Genomic DNA, 18,919 nt, shown 5'->3' with positions numbered 1-18,919 from the left:
CTTCAGCCCCCTACTCTAAATTCTCAAGCGCCGAAACCGTCTCCGTCACGTCGGGCATTTGCTCGACTTGACGTCTGAGCGTTTGGAGAAGCAGTTGCCGTTGCTCGAATTTCTCGAACAGCTCCAGCTTTTCTTCATACTGCTCAAGCATTGCTTCGGTACGCTTTATGTTATCGTAGACCGCTTGACGGCTGACTTCAAACTCTTCCGCAATCTCTCCGAGCGAGTAGTCATCTAGGTAATAAAGAGACATGTAGTTGCGCTGTTTCGGCGTGAGAAGCGCTTGATAAAAATCGAATAAGTAGTTCATTCGATTCGTCTTTTCGAGCGACATACCTCTCACCTCCACATGTTAAGTGAAATCCCTTTACAACTAACAATAGTACAGCCGTCCTAACGTCTTGTCAAGTTTTTTTCTTAACAGTGAAAGTTAGGCGAGGTCATCGTTTGTCTGGTTTTTTTCTTCAAATACGTCACCGAATAGTCCGAGGACGAACTGCTCTGGGTCGAACGCCTGTAAATCATCAATTTTTTCACCGAGACCGACGTATTTGACCGGAATATCGAGCTCGTTTCTGATCGCGAGGACGATGCCGCCTTTGGCCGTCCCGTCTAACTTCGTAAGCACGATCCCGCTCACGTTCGTCGCTTCCTGAAACGCCTTCGCTTGAAGCATCGCGTTCTGTCCCGTCGTCGCGTCTAACGCGAGCAAGACTTCGTGCGGACCGTTTGGCACTTCGCGTTCGATGACCCGTTTCACTTTCTCGAGCTCTTTCATCAAGTTGACCTTGTTTTGGAGTCGTCCTGCCGTATCGCAAATCAAGACGTCGACACCGCGTGACTTCGCGGCTTGGACAGCATCAAACACGACCGCGGCCGGATCTGACCCTTCCGCTTGGCGAATGACGGGGACACCGGCACGTTCACCCCATACTTGCAGCTGGTCGATCGCGCCGGCCCGGAACGTATCTCCCGCCGCAAGCATGACCGAACGACCTTCTGCTTTCAACTGATGGGCGAGTTTTCCGATTGTCGTCGTCTTGCCGACACCGTTCACACCGACGAACAAGATGACCGTCAACCCGTCCTGCATGTTCAACTCGCGGTCTGACTCGTCTTCTTGTAGACGTTTCGCCACGACTTCGACGAGGGCGTCGCGGACGGCGGCCGGGTCTTTCAAATTGCGACGCTTCACTTCTTCTTTTAAATCTTCGACGAGGTCCATCGTCGTCGTGACGCCGACGTCCGCCTGGATGAGCAAATCTTCAAGTTCATCGAAGAAGTCCTCATCGACTTCACGGAACCGATAGACGAGGTCGTTGACGGCGCTCGCGAACCCGTCACGTGTTTTCGTCAACCCGTCTGTAAACTTTTGCGACACCTCTTGTGTCGAGGTCGTCAATTTATCTTTTAATTTTTTAAAAAAACTCAAGTCAATTCCTCCATCTCTTCATCTGTCTCGACGACACGTTTCGCTTCTGATAATTCGACCGAAAGTACCTCCGAGACACCGTTTTGTTGCATCGTCACGCCATAGAGCGTGTCGGCCGCCTCCATCGTCCCTTTACGGTGGGTGATGATGACGAACTGTGTATCGATCGACAACGTGCGGACGTATTCACCGAACCGGTGGACGTTCGCCTCGTCGAGCGCTGCTTCGACCTCGTCGAGCACGCAGAACGGGACAGGGCGCGTCTTTAAAATCGCAAATAAGAGCGCGATCGCGGTCAGTGCCCGTTCGCCACCAGACAACAGACTTAACGTCTGTAACTTTTTGCCGGGCGGTTTGGCGACGATGTCGATCCCTGTGTTTAATAAATCGGTCGCATCGACGAGTTTAAGGTCGGCCTCGCCGCCTCCGAACAGTTCTTTGAACGTCTGTTTGAAATGCGTGCGGACGGTCGCATACGTCTCGTTGAACAACCGTGTCACTTCTCGGTCCATTTCGGAGATGACGTCGTACAGGTCCTGTTTCGCATTGACGAGATCGTCTCGCTGTTCAGACAAGAACGTGAACCGTTCATTGACGAGTTCAAACTCTTCGATCGCACTCAAGTTGACAGGTCCGATCTCCTCGATTTGACGGACGAGCAACTTGAACTCTTCTTTCGCCTCGTCGAGCGGGATCGATAATACCGGGAGCAGGTCGTAGACGAGTCCACGTTCTTCGAGGGCGTCTAGTTTCCACTGCTGTTTCAACTCGAGTTCATTCGCCTCAGTTTCAAGCTTACGGACGTCGGCCTCGAATTGGCGGCGAACGTCCGTCGCCTGCTGTTCACGCTGCCTGAGGATACGGTGTGACTCTTCCTCTGTTTTCAGCGTTTGCGACTGCGCTTCAATTCGCCCTTTCAACACTTTCATCCGCTCCGTCGCCTCGTCATGCTCGATTCGAAGTTCCGCGGATGAGAAGATTCGTCCGTTTTCGAGCCGCTCGAGTTCGTGTTTGATTTGATCGAGTCGGGTCGTCTGTTTGTCGACTTCGGCAACGAGCCGTTCGACTTCCGTATTCACCCGATCCAGGTCAAGCGTATGACGTTGCAGGTCGAGCTCGTTTAGACGGATTGCCTCTTGCAATTGCCCCGTCGTCTCCGCGCCTTTCGCCTGCTCCGCACGCAACTGCTCGAGCTCTGTCCGCAGCGACGTCTGCAACACTTCCGTCGCCTCGAGTTCACTTGCGAGGCGCGTCAATTCTGCCGAAGATGTTTCAATCGTATGCGTATAGCGATTCATCTCGTGATCGAACAGTTCGAGTTGTGCTTTCGCGTCCTGGGTCGTCCGCTCTAATTCCCGGAACGAGGTCTCTAACGCCCGGAGCGTCTCTTCCTCTTGCCGTTTCCGTGTTCTGAGCGTGTGGAGCGACTGTTTGAGACGACTCGTCTCCGCTTCATACTCCGTCACACGAAGCTGCTGTTCGTGCAGCATGGCCAACCCTTGCGTCAATCCTTGTTTCAAATCATCAAGCTCTCTTGACTGGGTGAACAGGGCGACGCCTTGTTTCCGGCTCCCCCCCGTCATCGAACCACCGACGTTGACGATATCGCCGTCGAGCGTGACGATCCGGTAGCGATAGCCCGTCGTCTGAGCGATTCGGTTCGCGACCTCGAGCGTCTTGGCCACGATGACGGCCCCGAGCAAGGACCGTTTCAATTTGTCAAACAAAGGTTCCGTCGTCACGAGATCGGATGCGATGCCGACGAAGCCATCCATCGCCTCGAGACGATGGGCGACCTCGCTCGGGATAAAGCGCTCTTTCACCGTCGTCATCGGGACGAACGTAGCCCGCCCGGCATTAGCCCGGCGCAACTTGTCGATCTCACGGCGGCCGACCGCTTCATCTTCGACGACGACGTGTTGTTGCGTTTGACCGAGTGCCGTCTCGATGGCGGCCTCATATGATGGGAGCACTTGAATCAGCTCTGCAACCGCTCCGAGCACGCCGCTCGCACGGTCTTTCAATACGAATTTGACGGCATGGAAATACCCTTCGTATGATTGCTTCATCCGCTCTAACATGTCGATCCGGTCTTCGGTCTTTTGACGGCGCCGGTCGAGGTCATGATACGATTGTTCGGCTCGCGACAACTTTTCTCGGAGCGCGACTTCCTTAGCGACCAATGCCTCTTCTTCGGCCAGCAGTTCCTGCCAAGCCGTACGTACCGCTTCAAGACGATCTCGGTTTGCATCGAGCGAGGCGGTCTGTTCGGTTCGAACATCAAGCCGGTCCTTGTTCTCACGCAGGAGACGTGCTTTCGCTTCCTCTGCCTGTTCGATGTCACGTCGTTCCCGTTTTTGTTGGTTGCTGAGCGTGGCTCGTGTCGTTGCCAGTTCGAACGCTTCACTTTGAAGCTGTTCGATCTCCGCGTTGAAATCGCGAGTCGCCGCCGTAAGCTTCCGCGCGAGCTCGTCACGTGTCACCTCAACGGTCTGCAACGCTTCTGACTTCAAGGCTTTGTCCGTTTGAGCGACCGACAATCGCGACTGCAATTGCTCTGTCTCTTCGACCAACTCCGCGCGTTGGCGCTCGAGTCGTTCTTTCGTCTCTGCCCCGTGTTCTTCTCGCGCTTTGGCGAGTTTAATATCTCCTGAGAGCCGTTCGAGCTCAGTCGCTTGAAGACGCTCATCCTGATGGAGCGTCTCGAGGACGGCACGATGCTCGGTCAATGTTTCCTCGAGCGCGGCCCGTTCGGTGACGAGCGCGTTCAGCGCCGCTTCTTGGTTGCGTAACTGTTCTTCTGCTGCCGTCTGTTGTGTTGTGGCGAAAGTGATTTTCGCCTTGAGCTCGGTGATCTCGGCACCGAGAATCCCGGTCTCGAGGTCGTCATGCCGCGCCTTGGCGACTTGGAACTCTCGAGCGAGTGCCGCTTGTTCACGAAGCGGTTCGACCCGGTCGGCAAGTTCATATAAGATATCGTCGACGCGCGACAAGTTCAGCTCGGTGTCTTGCAACTTTCGTTCCGCTTGTTTTTTGCGTTGGCGGTACTTCAGCACGCCGGCCGCTTCTTCAATGACGGCGCGACGATCTTCCGGTTTACCCGAGATGACTTGTTCGACCCGTCCTTGCCCGATGATCGCAAACGCGTCACGGGACAAACCCGTATCCATGAACAAGTCGATGACGTCTTTCAGGCGGCACGGCTTTTTATTCATGAAATAGTCGCTGTCGCCACTGCGCGTCACGCGTCTCGTCACGCTCACTTCTTCATACGGCAGGCGCAAGTGCGCATCGCTATTATCTAAAACGAGCGTCACTTCGGCGACGTTGCGGTGGTTCTCGCCTTCGCTACCGGCAAAGATGACATCTTCCATTTTCGCCCCACGGAGCGATTTGGCCGACTGTTCGCCGAGTACCCAGCGAACAGCGTCCGATATATTTGATTTCCCGCTCCCGTTCGGTCCAACCACGGCTGTCACGCCGGGACGGAAATCTAGTTCAATCCGCTTGGCAAACGATTTAAAGCCAGCGAGTTCGATTCGTTTTAAGTGCATCGTGACCATCCTATCCTAAGTAAGCATTCATTCGTTTATTTTACCACAGTTGCTAGTTCGTCAAAATGCTAGAATCATGCTATTCTAAAAAGAACTGTAGAAAGGGGTACTACACATGACGAATGAACAAATGATCGAGGAAATCCTCGATAAAATGAACATCATCAACCGCGGTGCGATCAAGGCGGAAGAATATAACAAAGCCGATGCATCGGCCGTGAAAGAGATTTACGACTACGTGATGAACCGGTCATCACTCTCGATCTCTGAAGTCGACGGTCTCGTCGAGGAACTTGGCCAATTGACGTAACCAAAAGGAGTGGACCCGCGCGGGTCCACTCCTTTTTTTATAGGCCGGCGTATCGCCGATTGAATTCGATCAACGCTTCTTTAGCCGCGATCTGCTCGGCTTCTTTCTTCGAACGACCGATCCCTTCGCCGACGATATCGTCACTGAGACGAGCGTGGGAGACGAATTCACGGCTATGGGCCGGACCGCGTTCTTCGATGATCGTATACGTGACCGGGCCGAGCCCTTCGCGCTGTACACTCTCTTGAAGTTGACTCTTATAATCGGTCTGCTCTTCAAACACACCGGCTAAGACTTTCGGAAAAACCGCTTCGGCGAGGAACTGTTCTACTGGTTCGATCCCTTGGTCAAGGTAGAGGGCGGCGATGTATGATTCGAACACATCGGCGAGTAACGCGGGACGTTTCCGTCCGCCCGTCAGCTCTTCCCCTTTTCCAAGCAAGATAAAATCAGAGAAAGCGTAGGCTTCGGCAAAGTTCACGAGCGACGGCTCACAAACGATGGCCGCCCGTAACTTCGTTAATTCCCCCTCGGAGCGCTCCGGATACGTCTCATATAAAAACCGGGACACTGTCAACTCGAGCACCGCGTCTCCTAAAAACTCTAACCGTTCATTGTCTTTTTTCAAACCGCGTTGTTCATTGACATATGATGAATGGGTGAACGCCTGCATTAACAGTTCTTGGTTCGTAAACTTCACACCAAGTCGTTCCTCGAGTGACGTGAACTTCTCCACGATACGTGCTCGCTCCACTTCATTTCGTCGGCGTCTTTGCGCCGACCCTTGACGGTCGAACCGTCGCTTATCCTTTGTCATAAGTCCCTCCGTGTATAAGCACAAGCCCACCGCTCATTATGAGCGGTGGGAGGCTTGATTACAATTTTGTTTCGATGTAAGACACGACGTCGCCCACAGTTGCAAGCTTCTCGGCATCTTCGTCTTCGATTGTGATATCGAACTTGTCTTCAAGGTCCATGACCATTTCCATCACTTCGAGCGAGTCCGCACCGAGGTCGTCTTTAAATGATTTTTCGGCTGTGATTTCAGAAACGTCTTTCCCGAGTTTCTCTGCTACTGCTGCTTGTACGTCTACTAAGATTTGTTCTTTTGTCATGATAAAATCCCTCCAAAGTAAATTATATTAAATGTACTACAATTGGTAAAGTTCTGTTTTTACGCCATCGTCATGCCGCCGTCGACGGCGATCGTCTGCCCGGTCACGTAAGCGGCCTCGCTTGACGCGAGAAACGAGACGATGCTCGCCACGTCTTCGACTTGGCCGAAGCGATTGAACGGAATTTGTCCGAGCGTCGCTTCGCGCTGCGCGTCTGTCAACGCACCGGTCATGTCGGTCTCGATAAAGCCTGGACAGACCGCGTTCACCGTCACGTGACGGGCCGCGAGCTCGCGCGCCACCGATTTTGTAAGTCCGATGAGTCCAGCTTTCGCTGCCGCATAGTTCGCTTGTCCGGCGTTCCCCGTGATTCCGACGACCGAGGCGATGTTGATGATGCGCCCTGATTTCGACTTGAGGAGCGGACGCGTCGCCGCTTGCGACGTCAAGAACGCGCCTTTCAAGTTCGTCGCGAGCACATCGTCAAAGTCGGTCTCTTTCATGCGCATGAGCAGACCGTCTCGTGTGATCCCGGCGTTGTTGACGAGGCAATCCAAACGGCCGAACGTATCGACTGCCGTCTTGACGAGTGCTTTCACATCGTCAGCGTTCGAGACGTCCGCTTTGACGGCGATCGCCTCGCTGCCCGCCGCTTCAATGGCTGCAACGACTGCTTTTGCTTGCTCGACACTACCCGAGTAATTGACGACGACTCGAAAGCCGTCTTCCCCTAAACGCTTCGCGATGGCGGCCCCGATACCCCGGGACGCACCCGTCACGATTGCTACTTGGTCATGCACGCACTTCTCCCCCTAACGCTGCAACCTCTTCTAACGTCGTCACTTGTTTAAGTGTCACGTTTTTATCGATTCGTTTGATGAGCCCGGACAACGGTGACGTCGAACCGAACTCGATAAACGTATCGACCCCCTCAGCAATCGCTTTCCGGACACAGTCCTCAAACCGGACCGAGGCGTACAGTTGCTCGGTGAGAAGAGCTTTTAGTTTCTCGGCGTCAGTATGGACCGCCGCGTCGACGTTCGAAATGATCCCAATCGTCGCATCTTTGAACGGTGACGATGCGAGCACATCTTTAAACCGTGTCGCAGCAGGCATCATATACGAGCTATGAAACGCGCCTGACACGTCTAGCGGCAACACGCGTTTCGCCCCAGCCTGTTTTAAGTCTGTCTCTGCTTGTTTGACCGCGTCGACGTGACCCGAAATGACGAACTGGCCCGGACAGTTGTAATTGGCGATTTGTACAAGGTTTCCGCTGGCACTGATCTTCTCGGTCAAGTGGAACGCTTCTGCGACATCGGTCATGCCGATGACCGCTGCCATCGTTCCATCCTTCACCTCGGACATGAGCTTACCGCGCTCACGTACGAGCACACACGCTTCTTCGAGATCGATGACGCCCGCGACGACGAGTGCCGCATACTCACCGACACTATGGCCAATCACGACGTCCGGTTTGGCACCGGTCTTCCCGTGTGCGAGCGCGAGCAGCGCCGCGTGCGCCACGATGGCAGGTTGTGCGACTTCCGTTTGTTGAAGCTCTTCTTTTGATCCGGCCGCCATGACGTCGAGCAAATCAAATCCGAGTCGACGATCGATCGCTTGCATCTGTTCAGGATCGTCTAAGAACGTTTGACCCATACCGACTGTTTGTGACCCTTGGCCGGGAAATATCCACGCTTCTCTCATGTACTCACCTTCTTTACGTTAGTCTGTTGCTTTCGCTTGTTTGATCTTCGCGACGACATCATGGTCAACCATGATTTTCGCCTGTTTGAGCGCACTCATGATTGCTAATGCGTCACTCGACCCGTGCGCTTTGATGACGGGGGCGTTGATTCCGAACAAGCCCGCACCACCTTGCTCACGATAATCTAATGTTTGTTTCAAGTTTTTCAGTTTCGGTTTTAAGACGAGAGCGGCAAGCTTCGAGACAATATCGCTCGTGAACTGTTCTTTCAACATTTTCATGAGCATTGACGAAGCACCCTCCACACCTTTCAACAAAATGTTTCCGGCAAATCCTTCTGTCACGATGACATCGACGTCACCTGACATCGCCTCGCGGGCCTCGACGTTTCCGACGAAGTGGACCGGAGCCTGTTCGAGGAGGGGGAACGCTTCTTTCGTCAGCGCGTTTCCTTTCCCAGCCTCCGTCCCAATGTTTAGGAGTGCGACACGTGGGCGCTTGATGCCGCGGACGTGCTCGGCGTATAGCGAACCCATGATCGCGTAATCAACCAAATGTTCTGCCTTAGCGTCCGGATTGGCCCCGACATCTAAGACGACGACACCGCTACCCGTATATGTAGGGAACGTTGGCGACAGTGCCGGACGTTCGATTCCAGGAATCCGACCGATGACAAAAAGCGAAACCGCCATGAGCGCCCCGGTGTTCCCGGCCGATACGAGTCCATCTGCTTTCCCGTCTTTGACGAGCTGAGCCGCTACGACGAGCGAGCTGTCTTTTTTCCGGCGAACCGCCCGGACCGGTTCATCTTCGCCTGTGATGACTTCGCTCGCAGGAACGATTGTAATCCGCGGGTCGGTCAACCCGTAGGATGCAAGCTTCACTCCATCACCGACTAGAAACAGTTCCATCTGCTCGTCCGGAAAACTTTCAGCAAATTGTTTTACGCCGTCCACGATTGCTTTTGGGGCATGATCCCCACCCATTGCATCAATTGCTAACTTCATACTTGTTCCTCCTCACCGCGACGATAAATCGTGAAGTCTCCGCTAAAGACACACTCTTCGCCGACATAACTATCCACTGAGACGTCCGTCCGTCCGTCTCGACGCAGTTTGACAACACGAGCCTTGGCAACGACTCGCTCTCCGAGATGAACTTGGCGACTAAACCGGATTTCCGCTTTAGTGGTCAACGCCAGTTCGTCGTCGATGAGCGCCACCGCTAACGAGTTGGCCTGAGCGAACAAGACGTGTCCACGGGCGATCTCATTGCGGCTAAAGACGTGTTCTCTTTCCATGTCGAGAACCGAGATGGCCGATTCGTCGAGTTTCAAGTCAATCATATCACCGATGACCTCGCTCATTGCGAGCGACTTCACTTCATCGAGGTGCTCTGAAGCAACATGCTTGATCCGTTCCCGGACTTCAGGAATTTTAAGCTCCATCCGATCGAGACGGATCGTTTGAATGCTGACGGCGAACTGCTTCGACAGTTCATCGTCTTTAATGAACGGGTTATGTTCAATCGTTTCTTGCAGTAAGCGTTGCCGCTCCTTCTTAGGTACCCGCATTCAGTTCCCTCCTAAACTCTTCCCTAAAGAACTTAATACCTGGTACTAATAGCAGTATATATTCTTTAGTTTTAATTTTCAAGTGTTATTCTAACCTTTCGCCGACAAGTAAGTCGAGTCGCTTCAAGTATTGACGCAGCGGCCTGTACGAGGACTCCTGCCAAAACGTCTCGCTGCCGAGCAAGCGGACGGCGTCTTGCATCGCCACTTCCATCACTTTGAGGTCGAGGACCGGGTCGGCGACACGGAAACTCGGCAACCCGCTTTGGGCTGTCCCAAAGAAGTCGCCGGCGCCGCGGAGTTCTAAATCTTTTTCCGCTAACACGAATCCGTCGTTCGTCTCCGTCATCGTCTTCAAGCGGAGCTTCCCGACATCAGACTTCGGGTCTCCTACTAATATACAATAAGATTGATGTGCGCCTCGACCGACGCGCCCCCGTAACTGATGGAGCTGGGCCAAACCGAACCGTTCCGCATCGTGGATCACGATGAGCGAGGCGTTCGGCACGTTCACCCCGACCTCGACGACCGTCGTCGACACGAGAATTTGCAGTGAGTTGTCAGCGAACGCCTTCATCACTTCATCTTTCTCGGCACTCGACAGTTTTCCGTGCATGAGTCCGACCGCATAGTTCGGGAATCGCTCGTTGAGTAAATGATACAACTCGGTTGCGCTCTCGACTTCGAGCGTATCGGATTCCTCGATCAATGGCGCGATGACGTACGCTTGACGTCCGAGTGACAGTTCGCGCTCGACCATCGTATGCACCCGGTCGATTTGATCCGTTTTCGCCCAATACGTCTCGATCGGCTTCCGGCCGGCCGGCATCTCATCGATCGTCGACACATCCATCTCCCCGAACGCGCTGATCGCGAGCGTCCGCGGAATCGGCGTCGCCGTCATATACAAGACGTCCGCAAGATCGGCCTTGTCTCGTAACATTTTCCGCTGCTCGACGCCGAACCGGTGTTGCTCGTCCGTGATCGCCAAGTGCAGACGCGAAAACTCAACCGGCCCTTGAATCAAGGCGTGCGTGCCGACGATGATGTCGACGTCACCGGCTTTGATCGCTTCGAGCAACGTAGCGCGCGCCTTCCCTTTGACCGAACTCGTCAATAAGGCGACACGGATCCCGTACGGCTCGAACAGTTGTTCAAGCGAAGCGACATGCTGCTCGGCCAAAATTTCGGTCGGCACCATGAGCGCGCCTTGATAACCCGCGTTCACTGTCGCATACAAGGCGATCGCGGCAACGACTGTCTTCCCGCTCCCGACATCCCCTTGCAACAGGCGATTCATGCGTTCAGGCTTCTCGATATCACTCACGATCTCACGAATGACGCGCGTCTGTGCACCCGTCAACGGGAAAGCGAGCCGCTTGACGAACTCGTTCAGTTGCGTTTTTTCGAGCGTGAGCGCCCTTCCTTTCCCGGAACGCTCCATCTTTCGAAACGCCTGAAGCTTTAATTGATAGAGCAGGCATTCTTCGTACACATAACTGCGGCGCGCTTGTTTGTACATCTCGATCGAATCAGGGAAATGCATCCCTCTGAGCATCGACGCCCGGTCCTCCAAGCGGTAACGCAAGCGGATTGATTCCGGCAGCCGGTCCTCAAACGTCGTCGTCTGATCGAAGGCGAGTTTGACGATTCGACTGAAATTCTTTTGCGTCAATCCGGCCCGAAGCGAATAGATCGGCTGTAACCCGTCCGCGAGCTCACCGAACTCGAGATCGGTCGCACTGATCGTCATCCGGTTCATATCCCATTTCCCTTTGACCGTAACCGTCGCACCAAGCGCCAATTTGTCTTTATAGAAAGCGCGGTTGAACATCGTCACATGGACGACGTAGCGCTCTTCTAACAACAGCCGGAACTGAAGTCGATTTTTGCCTTTACTATAATAGCGGACGAGCGGTTCCGCTTGAACGGTCCCACTCCATTTGACGAGGTCCCCGTGGACTGCCGTCGTCACAGTGCCGCTGTTATAATTTTCATAACGAAACGGGACGTGCTCTAGCACGTCCTCGATTCGTTCGAGACCCATCGTCTCTAATTTTTTGGCCATCTCTGGCCCGACCCCTCGGAGCGTCGTCAACGCGTCACTGTTTGGCATTTTCTTTCTCTCCAAAAATATTGCGTTCGATCCGACGTGCTGTCGGTGTGTTGGCGAGTCCGCCCCGTGCCGTCTCTTTCAAGGCGGTCGGCATCATTTGACCGATCTCGTACATCGCTGAGATGACTTCATCGCACGGGATGCGGGACGTGATGCCGGCGAGCGCCATATCAGCCGCGACGACCGCGTTCGCCCCACCCATGGCGTTCCGTTTGACGCAAGGTACTTCGACAAGACCCGCTACCGGATCGCAGACGAGCCCGAGCATGTTTTTCAAGGCGATCGCAAACGCCGTCGCCGACTGTTCCGGTGTCCCGCCGGCCGCTTCGACGATGGCTGCTGCAGCCATACCGGTCGCGGAACCGACTTCGGCCTGACAGCCTCCGGCCGCACCCGAAATCGAGGCGTTGTTCGCGACGACGAATCCGAACGCGCCCGAGGTGAACAAATACCGAATCATCGCATCGCGGTCCATCTCGAGACGGTCCTTGACCGCAAATAGCGTCCCCGGTACGACCCCGGCGCTCCCCGCCGTCGGTGTCGCGCAAATCCGTCCCATCGCCGCATTCACTTCGTTCGTGCCGATCGCTTTGGCGACGGCATCTAAAATCAAGTCACCGGCAAGTGATTTGCCCGACCGGACATAGTCTTGCATGAGCACGGCGTCATTCCCAGTCAGCCCCGTCACAGACGTCACGCCTTGCATCGCCCGCTCGACCGCTTCTTCCATCACTTCAAGGTTACGTTCCATCATCGCCATGACCTCTTCTCGTGTCGAGCGTCTGACGTGGACTTCTTGCTCGATCATCACTTCAGAGATCGGGATGTTTCGTTCCGTTGCCGTCCGTACTAATTCTTCTACTGATTTAAACATAGTCGTTTCTCCTTATTCCCCAAAGATGGCTACCCGTTCGATTTGAGGTAACCGTTCCAGTTCCGCTAATACGTCTTTTGGCATCGGTTCATCCATTTCAATCGCCATCAAGGCTTGCTTGCCTTTTTCATGACGGCTCACTTCCATATGCCCGATGTTCAGTTCGTGCTTGGCGAGTATGCCCGTCACGGCCGCGATCGCCCCGAAGCGATCGTGATGCAAGACGACGAGTGCCGGTCCACCGCCGGAAAGCTTGAGCGGGAATCCGTTCAATTCGGTGATTTCAATCGTGCCACCGCCAATCGAGATCCCAACGATCTCAAACGTCCCCTCCGCGTCCTCGAGATGAACCCGAGCCGTGTTCGGATGATCCGTGAGCGCGTCGCTCGTCTCAAAGACGACTTCGATTCCCCGCTCTTTCGCGATGTCGAGCGCTTGCGGGATGCGAAGATCGAACGTATCGAACCCCATGATGCCTCCGACGATGGCGACGTCTGTCCCGTGACCTCGATACGTGTCGGCGAACGACCCGTAAAATGTGATCCGCGCGAGGTCCGGCGTTCGGCCGAACAGTTTGCCGGCCATAAGACCGATGCGTGCGGCTCCGGCCGTATGCGAACTCGATGGTCCGACCATGACCGGTCCGATAATATCAAACACACTGCGATATTTCATCGCATTTCCCCCTTTCAAAAAAACCCTACCTTCATTATACAGAAGGCAGGGCTGAGATACAGCTTATTCCACACTAAAAATGTAGGAGTAGAGCGGTTGTTTACCGTCGTGAACTTCGATTTCAATCTCATCGTTCTTCGATTCGATGTAAGCCGAGAGTGCTGCGACGTCTTCCGCCGACGAACCTTCGCCCGTCAAAATCGTGACAATCTCATCATCCGCGTCCACAAGTGCATCTACGAGCGCTTTTGCCGCTTCTAGACTCGATTTTGATGATGCGACGATTTTCTTCTCAGCAATCGCCATATGATCATCTTTACGAATCTCGACACCGTCGATACTCGTGTCACGGACAGCGTATGTCACTTGTCCTGACTTGACCGTAGTTGCGGCCGTCTTCATGACCGACTCGTTCGTCTCGACATCCGCTTCAGGATTGAACGCGATGGCAGCCGCTAGTCCTTGTGGTACCGTCTTCGTCGGAATGACCGAGACGCCGCAAGGTGCGACCGATGCCGCTTGCTCAGCGGCCATGATGATGTTCGAGTTGTTCGGGAAGATGAAGACGTGCTCGGCGTTCGCCGCTTCAATCGCTTTGACGATGTCTTCCGTCGACGGGTTCATCGTCTGCCCGCCTTCGATGACATGTGCGGCACCGAGCGAACGGAACAGTTCACTGACACCTTCACCCATGGCGACGGTGACGATCGCGTAAGGCACTTTTGCTTTGACGGCAGTCGCTTGAACGCCGTGCTGGTTGGCACCGTGCTCTTCTTCAAGAATCGTCGAATGCTGTTGACGCATGTTCTCGATCTTGACCGCGACAAGCTCACCAAAACGTTGTCCTTTCGTGATGACGTCGCCCGGCGTCTCGACGTGAACGTGGACTTTGAGCAACTCTTCATCGGCGACGACAAGGAGCGAGTCTCCGAGTTCAGACAGCTCGTTACGGAACACGTCCTCATCGAACGGAGTCTGTTTCAACTTTTCGTCTTGGAAACGGACCATGATTTCCGTGCAATATCCAAATTCGATATCTTCCGTCGACATGAAACCTTGCGCAGCATGGTGTTCTGCCTCAACGAGGGCATCCATGACCGGTGCGTGCGGCTTCTCGAGCTCTTTCCCTTCAAGGCTCGCGAGGAACCCTTCATAGATGACGAGGAGACCTTGACCGCCTGAGTCGACGACACCGACTTCTTTTAAGACCGGCAACAAATCAGGTGTCCGCTCGAGCGACGCTTTCGCTTCCGTGATCACTTGCTCCATGAACTCATTGAAGTCGCTCGTCGACTCAGAGGCACGGAGCGCTTCGTCGGCCGCTTCACGAGCAACCGTCAAAATCGTTCCTTCAACCGGTTTCATAACCGCCTTGTATGCCGTGTCGACGCCACGTTTGAGTGCCTCGGCAAAGTCGAGTGTCGACAATTCTGTCTTTCCTTCGATCGATTTACCGAAACCACGGAATAATTGGCTCAAAATAACACCCGAATTCCCACGGGCCCCCATAAGTAGGCCGCGGGCAAACTTCGATGACACGTCAGCGATGTTCGCCGTGTCGAGTGCGGCCACTTCCTTCGCACCTGAAGTCATCGTCAAATTCATGTTCGTTCCCGTGTCGCCGTCTGGGACCGGGAAGACGTTAAGCGAATCCACGTAATCTGCATTTTGGCTCAAGTTGGCTGCACCGTTTGCGACCATTTGCGCAAACACCAATCCATCTAAACGTTTTAACCCCACACCAAATCCTCCTTCGTTCTCGTCAGTCATTCGTCAGACGAACGCCTTGTACGAATATATTTACCGACGAAACGTTTAATCCTAAAGTTTCACCGAGCGTGTATTTTACACGACTTTGCACGTTGTACGCGACTTCCGACACTTTCGTCCCGTAGCTCACGATGATGTGCATATCGATATGTACGTCTTCTCCATCTTGACGTACGACAACGCCACGCGCATAATTCTCACGTTTGAGCAGTTCTGCGATCCCGTCTTTCAGTTGAGCTTGTGACGCCATTCCTACGACGCCGAAACATTCCATCGCCGCACCGCCCGCGAGTGTCGCGACCACGTCGTTCGTGATATCAATATTGCCATATGTTGTCTTCATTTCAATTGCCATATGGAGTAGCCTCCTTTATTCGGAATGATTCCTACAGTATATTCTACAATAAGTACCTAGTTATTAAAAGGACATGCCCCTAAACTCGGTCAATTGTAACCGCAACCCTCATTCATTATTAAAATCCTCATCCGTAATGTCAAGTTTTTTTCTTGTCATCCGGTTATTTTCTAGTTGCATCGTGAAAAAACCCATGCTAATATAAACGAGTGTCTATTAGGACGAACCCACATAAAAAAGGAGGGGAAACGCATGGCACGTAAATGCTACGTAACAGGTAAGTCACCTAAGTCAGGTAACAACCGTTCGCACGCACTCAACAAGACAAAACGTACTTGGGGTGTAAACGTACAAAAAGTTCGCATTCTCGTTGACGGTAAACCTAAACGAGTTTGGGTTTCAGCTCGCGCTCTTAAATCAGGTCTCGTTGAACGCGTATAATTACCATACACGAACGAAATAAATCCCAGCGGCATGCGCCGATGGGATTTTTTTTGTTTATTTCTTTATATACATAATCAAGACGTTGCCGCTATGAACGAGCAAATCCGCCTCTTCCGCCGACCACTCGTTTGAGATCGTCAGCGCCTCATGGCTGACGACGTCATGGTTCTCGAGCGGGTACTTGACGCCACGAATCGAGACCGAGGCCCGTTTCCAAGGTACGAGCGACAAGTAATGGTCAGGACGACGCGGGAGACGATAGTCCCCTTTTCCGACGAGGCGCACTTCTTGCCCGTCTGCGAACAACCGCATCTCGGGGTACGCCTCGAGCAGACCGACGTTGCTGAGCGTCATATCGAGTCTGCCCCCGAGTGCACCGTACACGTCGATCACGTCCGCCCCTTTCCCTCGTGCCGCCTCGAGAGCGATCTCAAGGTCGGTCACGTCTTTTTCAGACGGATAACGGACAGCTTCCTCCGGCACGGTGCCTGTGAACGAATCAAAGTCACCGACGAGCAGGTCCGGCTTCATCCCACGGTCGAGCAGCGTATGATAGCCGCCGTCGACGCCGATGACGTAATCGGCGTTCCGAGGAAGCTCAGGGACCGCTTCCGGGCTCGCAGCCACAATCAAGACACGCATTATCTGATGTCCCGTGTCGCGAGCGTCGCGAAACGCGGCGCCGACGTGAACAAGAGCACGATCACGACCGCCGAGACGAGGAACGACGGCAACATATACGTCAAGTTATAGCCGAGCGAGTACAAGACGACCGGTCCTTCCGCATACTCGGCGAAGAAGACGATGCCGGAGACGACGTGCGCAACGTAGCGGAGCGCCGAGCCGATCAACGCCCCGAGAATCAAATAGAACGTGAGCGTTTTCTTGGCGCCGTCTTTTGCCGACTGTTTGACTTGCCCGGCGAAGATGCCGGCGACTCCGACGAGGCCGTAGGCGACCGTGTAGTCGAGTAAAAACTGGACCGGCGTGAAGATATAGGCCCCAAATAACAGTTGTAGCGTCCCGACGAGCGCGCCTGTCGCGAGTCCGCCTCTCAATCCATGCCGATAAGCCATCACGAGAATCGGCAGCATCGCCAAGCTGACTGCTCCGCCTTGCGGCAACCGATATGGGATGAGCATGTCAAAGATCAGTCCGAGCGAGGCGAACAGCGAGATTTCAATGAGCGCCTGTAGTTTTAAACGTTGTTTCATCTTATTCCCTCCTTGATATGAGTGAACGACAAAAAGCAGCATGACGTAAACGCCATGCTGCTATCGTGTAGCAACGTGCATTTTCGCCACATCCCTACGTCCGTGTGAACGGAACAGGTTCAAAGGGTTAGCTCATGCCTCTCAGCCACAGATGTGACACCCCTTGCGACAATATTTGTTGTTCTACAGACGATTATACACGAGACGCGTTGCGAATGCTATCGATTGCGTCTTTATAGCTCGGTTCGTTATAGATGGCTGAACCGGCAACGAGGACGTCGGCACCTGCGTCGATACAAAGTTTTGCCGTCGCAGGATTTACCCCGCCATCGATCTCGATCTCGAAGTCGAGACGACGCGCTTGGCGCATCTCGCTGAGCGCCGCAATCTTCGGGACGACCGCTTCGATGAACGCTTGGCCGCCAAAGCCAGGGTTCACGGTCATGAGCAACACCATATCGACATCACCGAGCACGTGCTCGATTGATGACAACGGCGTATGTGGGTTCAAGACGACACCACACTTGGCGCCGGCTCCTTTGATTTGTTGCAATACGCGATGCAAATGGTTTGTCGCCTCGACATGGACCGTGACGATATCGGCGCCTGCTTGAACGAAGTCCTCGACGAACCGTTCCGGTTGGTCGATCATCAAATGGACGTCTAATACCATGTCCGACTTGTCACGCAAACTTTTGAGTACCGGCAGTCCAATCGAGATGTTCGGCACGAACTGACCGTCCATGACGTCAAAATGAATGTAATCGGCCCCTGCTTCTTGGACCGCTTTGACCTCTGCCTCAAGGTTGGCAAAATCGGCCGACAGGATCGATGGTGCGATTTTAATCATGTTAGTACCTCCGTTGTCTATCTTTTAATTCCTCCATAAACGTAACATAGTTCGCATAGCGGGTGGAAGCGATTTCTCCGGCCTCGACCGCCGCTTTGACGGCACAACCTGGCTCGTTCAAATGGGCGCAACCACGGAATTTACAGTCATCGTGCCGCAAGACGAATTCAGGGAAACACCAACGCATCTCCTCGACTTCAAGTTCTTCCGGGAACTCAAGACTCGAGAATCCAGGTGTATCGGCGACGAACCCGTCCGCGAGTGTGATGAGCGTGACGTGACGCGTCGTATGCTTCCCGCGGCCAAGCGCTTTCGAAATCTTACCAGTCGCGAGTTCAAGCTCCGGTGCGACCGCGTTCAGCAACGAACTCTTCCCGACGCCGGTCTGTCCGGCGAATACGCTCGTCTTGTCTTTGAACGCGCTGCGGATGAGCTCGATCCCAGCTCCGTCTTCGGTCGACGTCTCAATGACTTGATAGCCGATCGAACGGTATAGCGCTGCCGCCGCACTAATTTTTTCCTTTTCAGCTTCTAGCAACAAGTCCATCTTCGTCAACACGATGATCGGGTGAACTTGCTTCGATTCGATCAAAATGAGAAAGCGGTCAAGCAAATGAAACGAGAATGCCGGCTCTTTCACGGAAAAGAGCAGAAACGCCTGATCGATGTTGGCGATCGGCGGGCGGACGAGATGGTTCGACCGCTCATCGACAGCCATGATGTAGCCGGTCCCGTCCCCTTGGTCTTGAATATCGACGTCGTCCCCGACGACGGGCGAAATGTTTCGGTTCCGGAAGTTTCCCCGGGCGCGACATCTGATTTCAACTTTCGTTTCGGTCATGACATCATAAAACCCACCTTGCAAGCGAATAATCGTTCCTTTCATCCTGTTTCCTCCTTAGAAAAGAGGTGACGCGCACGCCACC

20 protein-coding genes and 1 riboswitch are annotated in these 18,919 nt (G+C 53.9%); of the genes, 2 read left to right on the top strand and 18 right to left on the bottom strand.

All coding sequences use genetic code 11. The features are described from left to right. Nucleotides 1–10: 10 nt before the first annotated feature. The 3 genes from EVJ20_RS01910 to smc all read right to left on the bottom strand — a co-directional run bounded on the left by EVJ20_RS01910 (nt 11) and on the right by smc (nt 4,986). A complete protein-coding gene (locus tag EVJ20_RS01910) occupies nt 11–334 on the bottom strand; it encodes a putative DNA-binding protein (RefSeq protein WP_070327513.1) in 324 nt (107 codons plus the stop codon). A gap of 96 nt (nt 335–430) precedes the next feature. Further along, the gene (gene ftsY, locus EVJ20_RS01905; protein ID WP_131465298.1) at nt 431–1,432 is read right to left on the bottom strand and encodes a signal recognition particle-docking protein FtsY; all 1,002 of its coding nucleotides are present in this window, start codon (nt 1,430–1,432) and stop codon (nt 431–433) included. Further along, entirely contained in the window at nt 1,429–4,986 is a 3,558-nt protein-coding gene (smc, locus tag EVJ20_RS01900) for a chromosome segregation protein SMC (RefSeq protein ID WP_236636148.1), read from the bottom strand. Before smc ends, ftsY begins: the two co-directional genes overlap by 4 nt. Before the next feature lie 115 nt (nt 4,987–5,101). On the opposite strand from smc, the gene EVJ20_RS01895 reads away from it, so the two are divergent. Then, nucleotides 5,102–5,296 carry a DUF1128 family protein gene (locus EVJ20_RS01895; protein WP_016509709.1) on the top strand — a complete coding sequence of 65 codons (195 nt, stop codon included), beginning with the start codon at nt 5,102–5,104 and terminating at the stop codon, nt 5,294–5,296. Between the two features lie 37 nt (nt 5,297–5,333). Here EVJ20_RS01895 and rnc read toward each other — a convergent pair whose 3' ends face one another. From rnc to EVJ20_RS01840, 11 genes are all read right to left on the bottom strand, one after another. Then, nucleotides 5,334–6,050 carry a ribonuclease III gene (gene rnc / locus EVJ20_RS01890; RefSeq protein ID WP_070327951.1) on the bottom strand — a complete coding sequence of 239 codons (717 nt, stop codon included), beginning with the start codon at nt 6,048–6,050 and terminating at the stop codon, nt 5,334–5,336. 121 nt (nt 6,051–6,171) lie between these two features. Beyond that, on the bottom strand, nt 6,172–6,411 hold the full coding sequence (gene acpP / locus EVJ20_RS01885) for an acyl carrier protein (protein ID WP_016509693.1): 240 nt from the start codon (nt 6,409–6,411) through the stop codon (nt 6,172–6,174). Nucleotides 6,412–6,470: 59 nt separating this feature from the next. After that, the gene (gene fabG / locus EVJ20_RS01880) at nt 6,471–7,211 is read right to left on the bottom strand and encodes a 3-oxoacyl-[acyl-carrier-protein] reductase (RefSeq protein ID WP_070327516.1); all 741 of its coding nucleotides are present in this window, start codon (nt 7,209–7,211) and stop codon (nt 6,471–6,473) included. Continuing rightward, nucleotides 7,204–8,121: an ACP S-malonyltransferase gene (gene fabD, locus EVJ20_RS01875; protein ID WP_070327517.1), complete on the bottom strand. Its 918-nt coding sequence runs from the start codon at nt 8,119–8,121 to the stop codon at nt 7,204–7,206. The genes fabG and fabD overlap by 8 nt, the downstream gene beginning before the upstream one ends. A gap of 18 nt (nt 8,122–8,139) precedes the next feature. Further along, nucleotides 8,140–9,129 (bottom strand): phosphate acyltransferase PlsX, encoded by a 990-nt coding sequence (gene plsX, locus EVJ20_RS01870; protein WP_070327518.1) that lies wholly within the window; start codon nt 9,127–9,129, stop codon nt 8,140–8,142. Further along, complete coding sequence (fapR, locus tag EVJ20_RS01865) at nt 9,126–9,695, bottom strand: transcription factor FapR (RefSeq protein WP_016509712.1); 570 nt, start codon at nt 9,693–9,695, stop codon at nt 9,126–9,128. Before fapR ends, plsX begins: the two co-directional genes overlap by 4 nt. Nucleotides 9,696–9,780: 85 nt before the next feature. Then, nucleotides 9,781–11,811 carry an ATP-dependent DNA helicase RecG gene (gene recG, locus EVJ20_RS01860; protein WP_131489843.1) on the bottom strand — a complete coding sequence of 677 codons (2,031 nt, stop codon included), beginning with the start codon at nt 11,809–11,811 and terminating at the stop codon, nt 9,781–9,783. Beyond that, nucleotides 11,798–12,685 (bottom strand): L-serine ammonia-lyase, iron-sulfur-dependent, subunit alpha, encoded by an 888-nt coding sequence (sdaAA, locus tag EVJ20_RS01855; RefSeq protein ID WP_070327520.1) that lies wholly within the window; start codon nt 12,683–12,685, stop codon nt 11,798–11,800. Before sdaAA ends, recG begins: the two co-directional genes overlap by 14 nt. 12 nt (nt 12,686–12,697) lie before the next feature. Continuing rightward, entirely contained in the window at nt 12,698–13,360 is a 663-nt protein-coding gene (gene sdaAB, locus EVJ20_RS01850; RefSeq protein WP_035386362.1) for an L-serine ammonia-lyase, iron-sulfur-dependent subunit beta, read from the bottom strand. A gap of 63 nt (nt 13,361–13,423) precedes the next feature. Then, the gene (locus EVJ20_RS01845) at nt 13,424–15,100 is read right to left on the bottom strand and encodes a DAK2 domain-containing protein (protein ID WP_199749308.1); all 1,677 of its coding nucleotides are present in this window, start codon (nt 15,098–15,100) and stop codon (nt 13,424–13,426) included. A 22-nt stretch (nt 15,101–15,122) separates the two neighbouring features. Then, nucleotides 15,123–15,485 carry an Asp23/Gls24 family envelope stress response protein gene (locus EVJ20_RS01840; protein ID WP_016509701.1) on the bottom strand — a complete coding sequence of 121 codons (363 nt, stop codon included), beginning with the start codon at nt 15,483–15,485 and terminating at the stop codon, nt 15,123–15,125. 252 nt (nt 15,486–15,737) lie between these two features. Between EVJ20_RS01840 and rpmB the strand changes: the two genes are divergently transcribed. Beyond that, nucleotides 15,738–15,926 carry a 50S ribosomal protein L28 gene (rpmB, locus tag EVJ20_RS01835; RefSeq protein WP_015881349.1) on the top strand — a complete coding sequence of 63 codons (189 nt, stop codon included), beginning with the start codon at nt 15,738–15,740 and terminating at the stop codon, nt 15,924–15,926. A 57-nt stretch (nt 15,927–15,983) separates the two neighbouring features. Here rpmB and EVJ20_RS01830 read toward each other — a convergent pair whose 3' ends face one another. The 4 genes from EVJ20_RS01830 to rsgA all read right to left on the bottom strand — a co-directional run bounded on the left by EVJ20_RS01830 (nt 15,984) and on the right by rsgA (nt 18,879). Further along, on the bottom strand, nt 15,984–16,571 hold the full coding sequence (locus tag EVJ20_RS01830) for a thiamine diphosphokinase (RefSeq protein WP_070327523.1): 588 nt from the start codon (nt 16,569–16,571) through the stop codon (nt 15,984–15,986). Continuing rightward, a complete protein-coding gene (gene thiT / locus EVJ20_RS01825; protein WP_070327524.1) occupies nt 16,571–17,143 on the bottom strand; it encodes an energy-coupled thiamine transporter ThiT in 573 nt (190 codons plus the stop codon). Before thiT ends, EVJ20_RS01830 begins: the two co-directional genes overlap by 1 nt. Before the next feature lie 74 nt (nt 17,144–17,217). After that, a riboswitch (TPP riboswitch) is annotated at nt 17,218–17,317 on the bottom strand. Between the two features lie 19 nt (nt 17,318–17,336). Continuing rightward, nucleotides 17,337–17,993: a ribulose-phosphate 3-epimerase gene (gene rpe / locus EVJ20_RS01820; RefSeq protein ID WP_070327525.1), complete on the bottom strand. Its 657-nt coding sequence runs from the start codon at nt 17,991–17,993 to the stop codon at nt 17,337–17,339. A 1-nt stretch (nt 17,994) separates the two neighbouring features. After that, complete coding sequence (rsgA, locus tag EVJ20_RS01815; protein WP_070327526.1) at nt 17,995–18,879, bottom strand: ribosome small subunit-dependent GTPase A; 885 nt, start codon at nt 18,877–18,879, stop codon at nt 17,995–17,997. Between the last annotated feature and the right edge of the window lie 40 nt (nt 18,880–18,919).

Origin of the sequence: Exiguobacterium sp. SH0S1 (assembly GCF_004337165.1) — a bacterium.
Taxonomy (GTDB): Bacteria; Bacillota; Bacilli; order Exiguobacteriales; family Exiguobacteriaceae; genus Exiguobacterium; species Exiguobacterium aurantiacum_A.
Note: the sequence above shows the minus strand (reverse complement) of the source record. Positions and strands in the feature narration are given on the sequence as shown.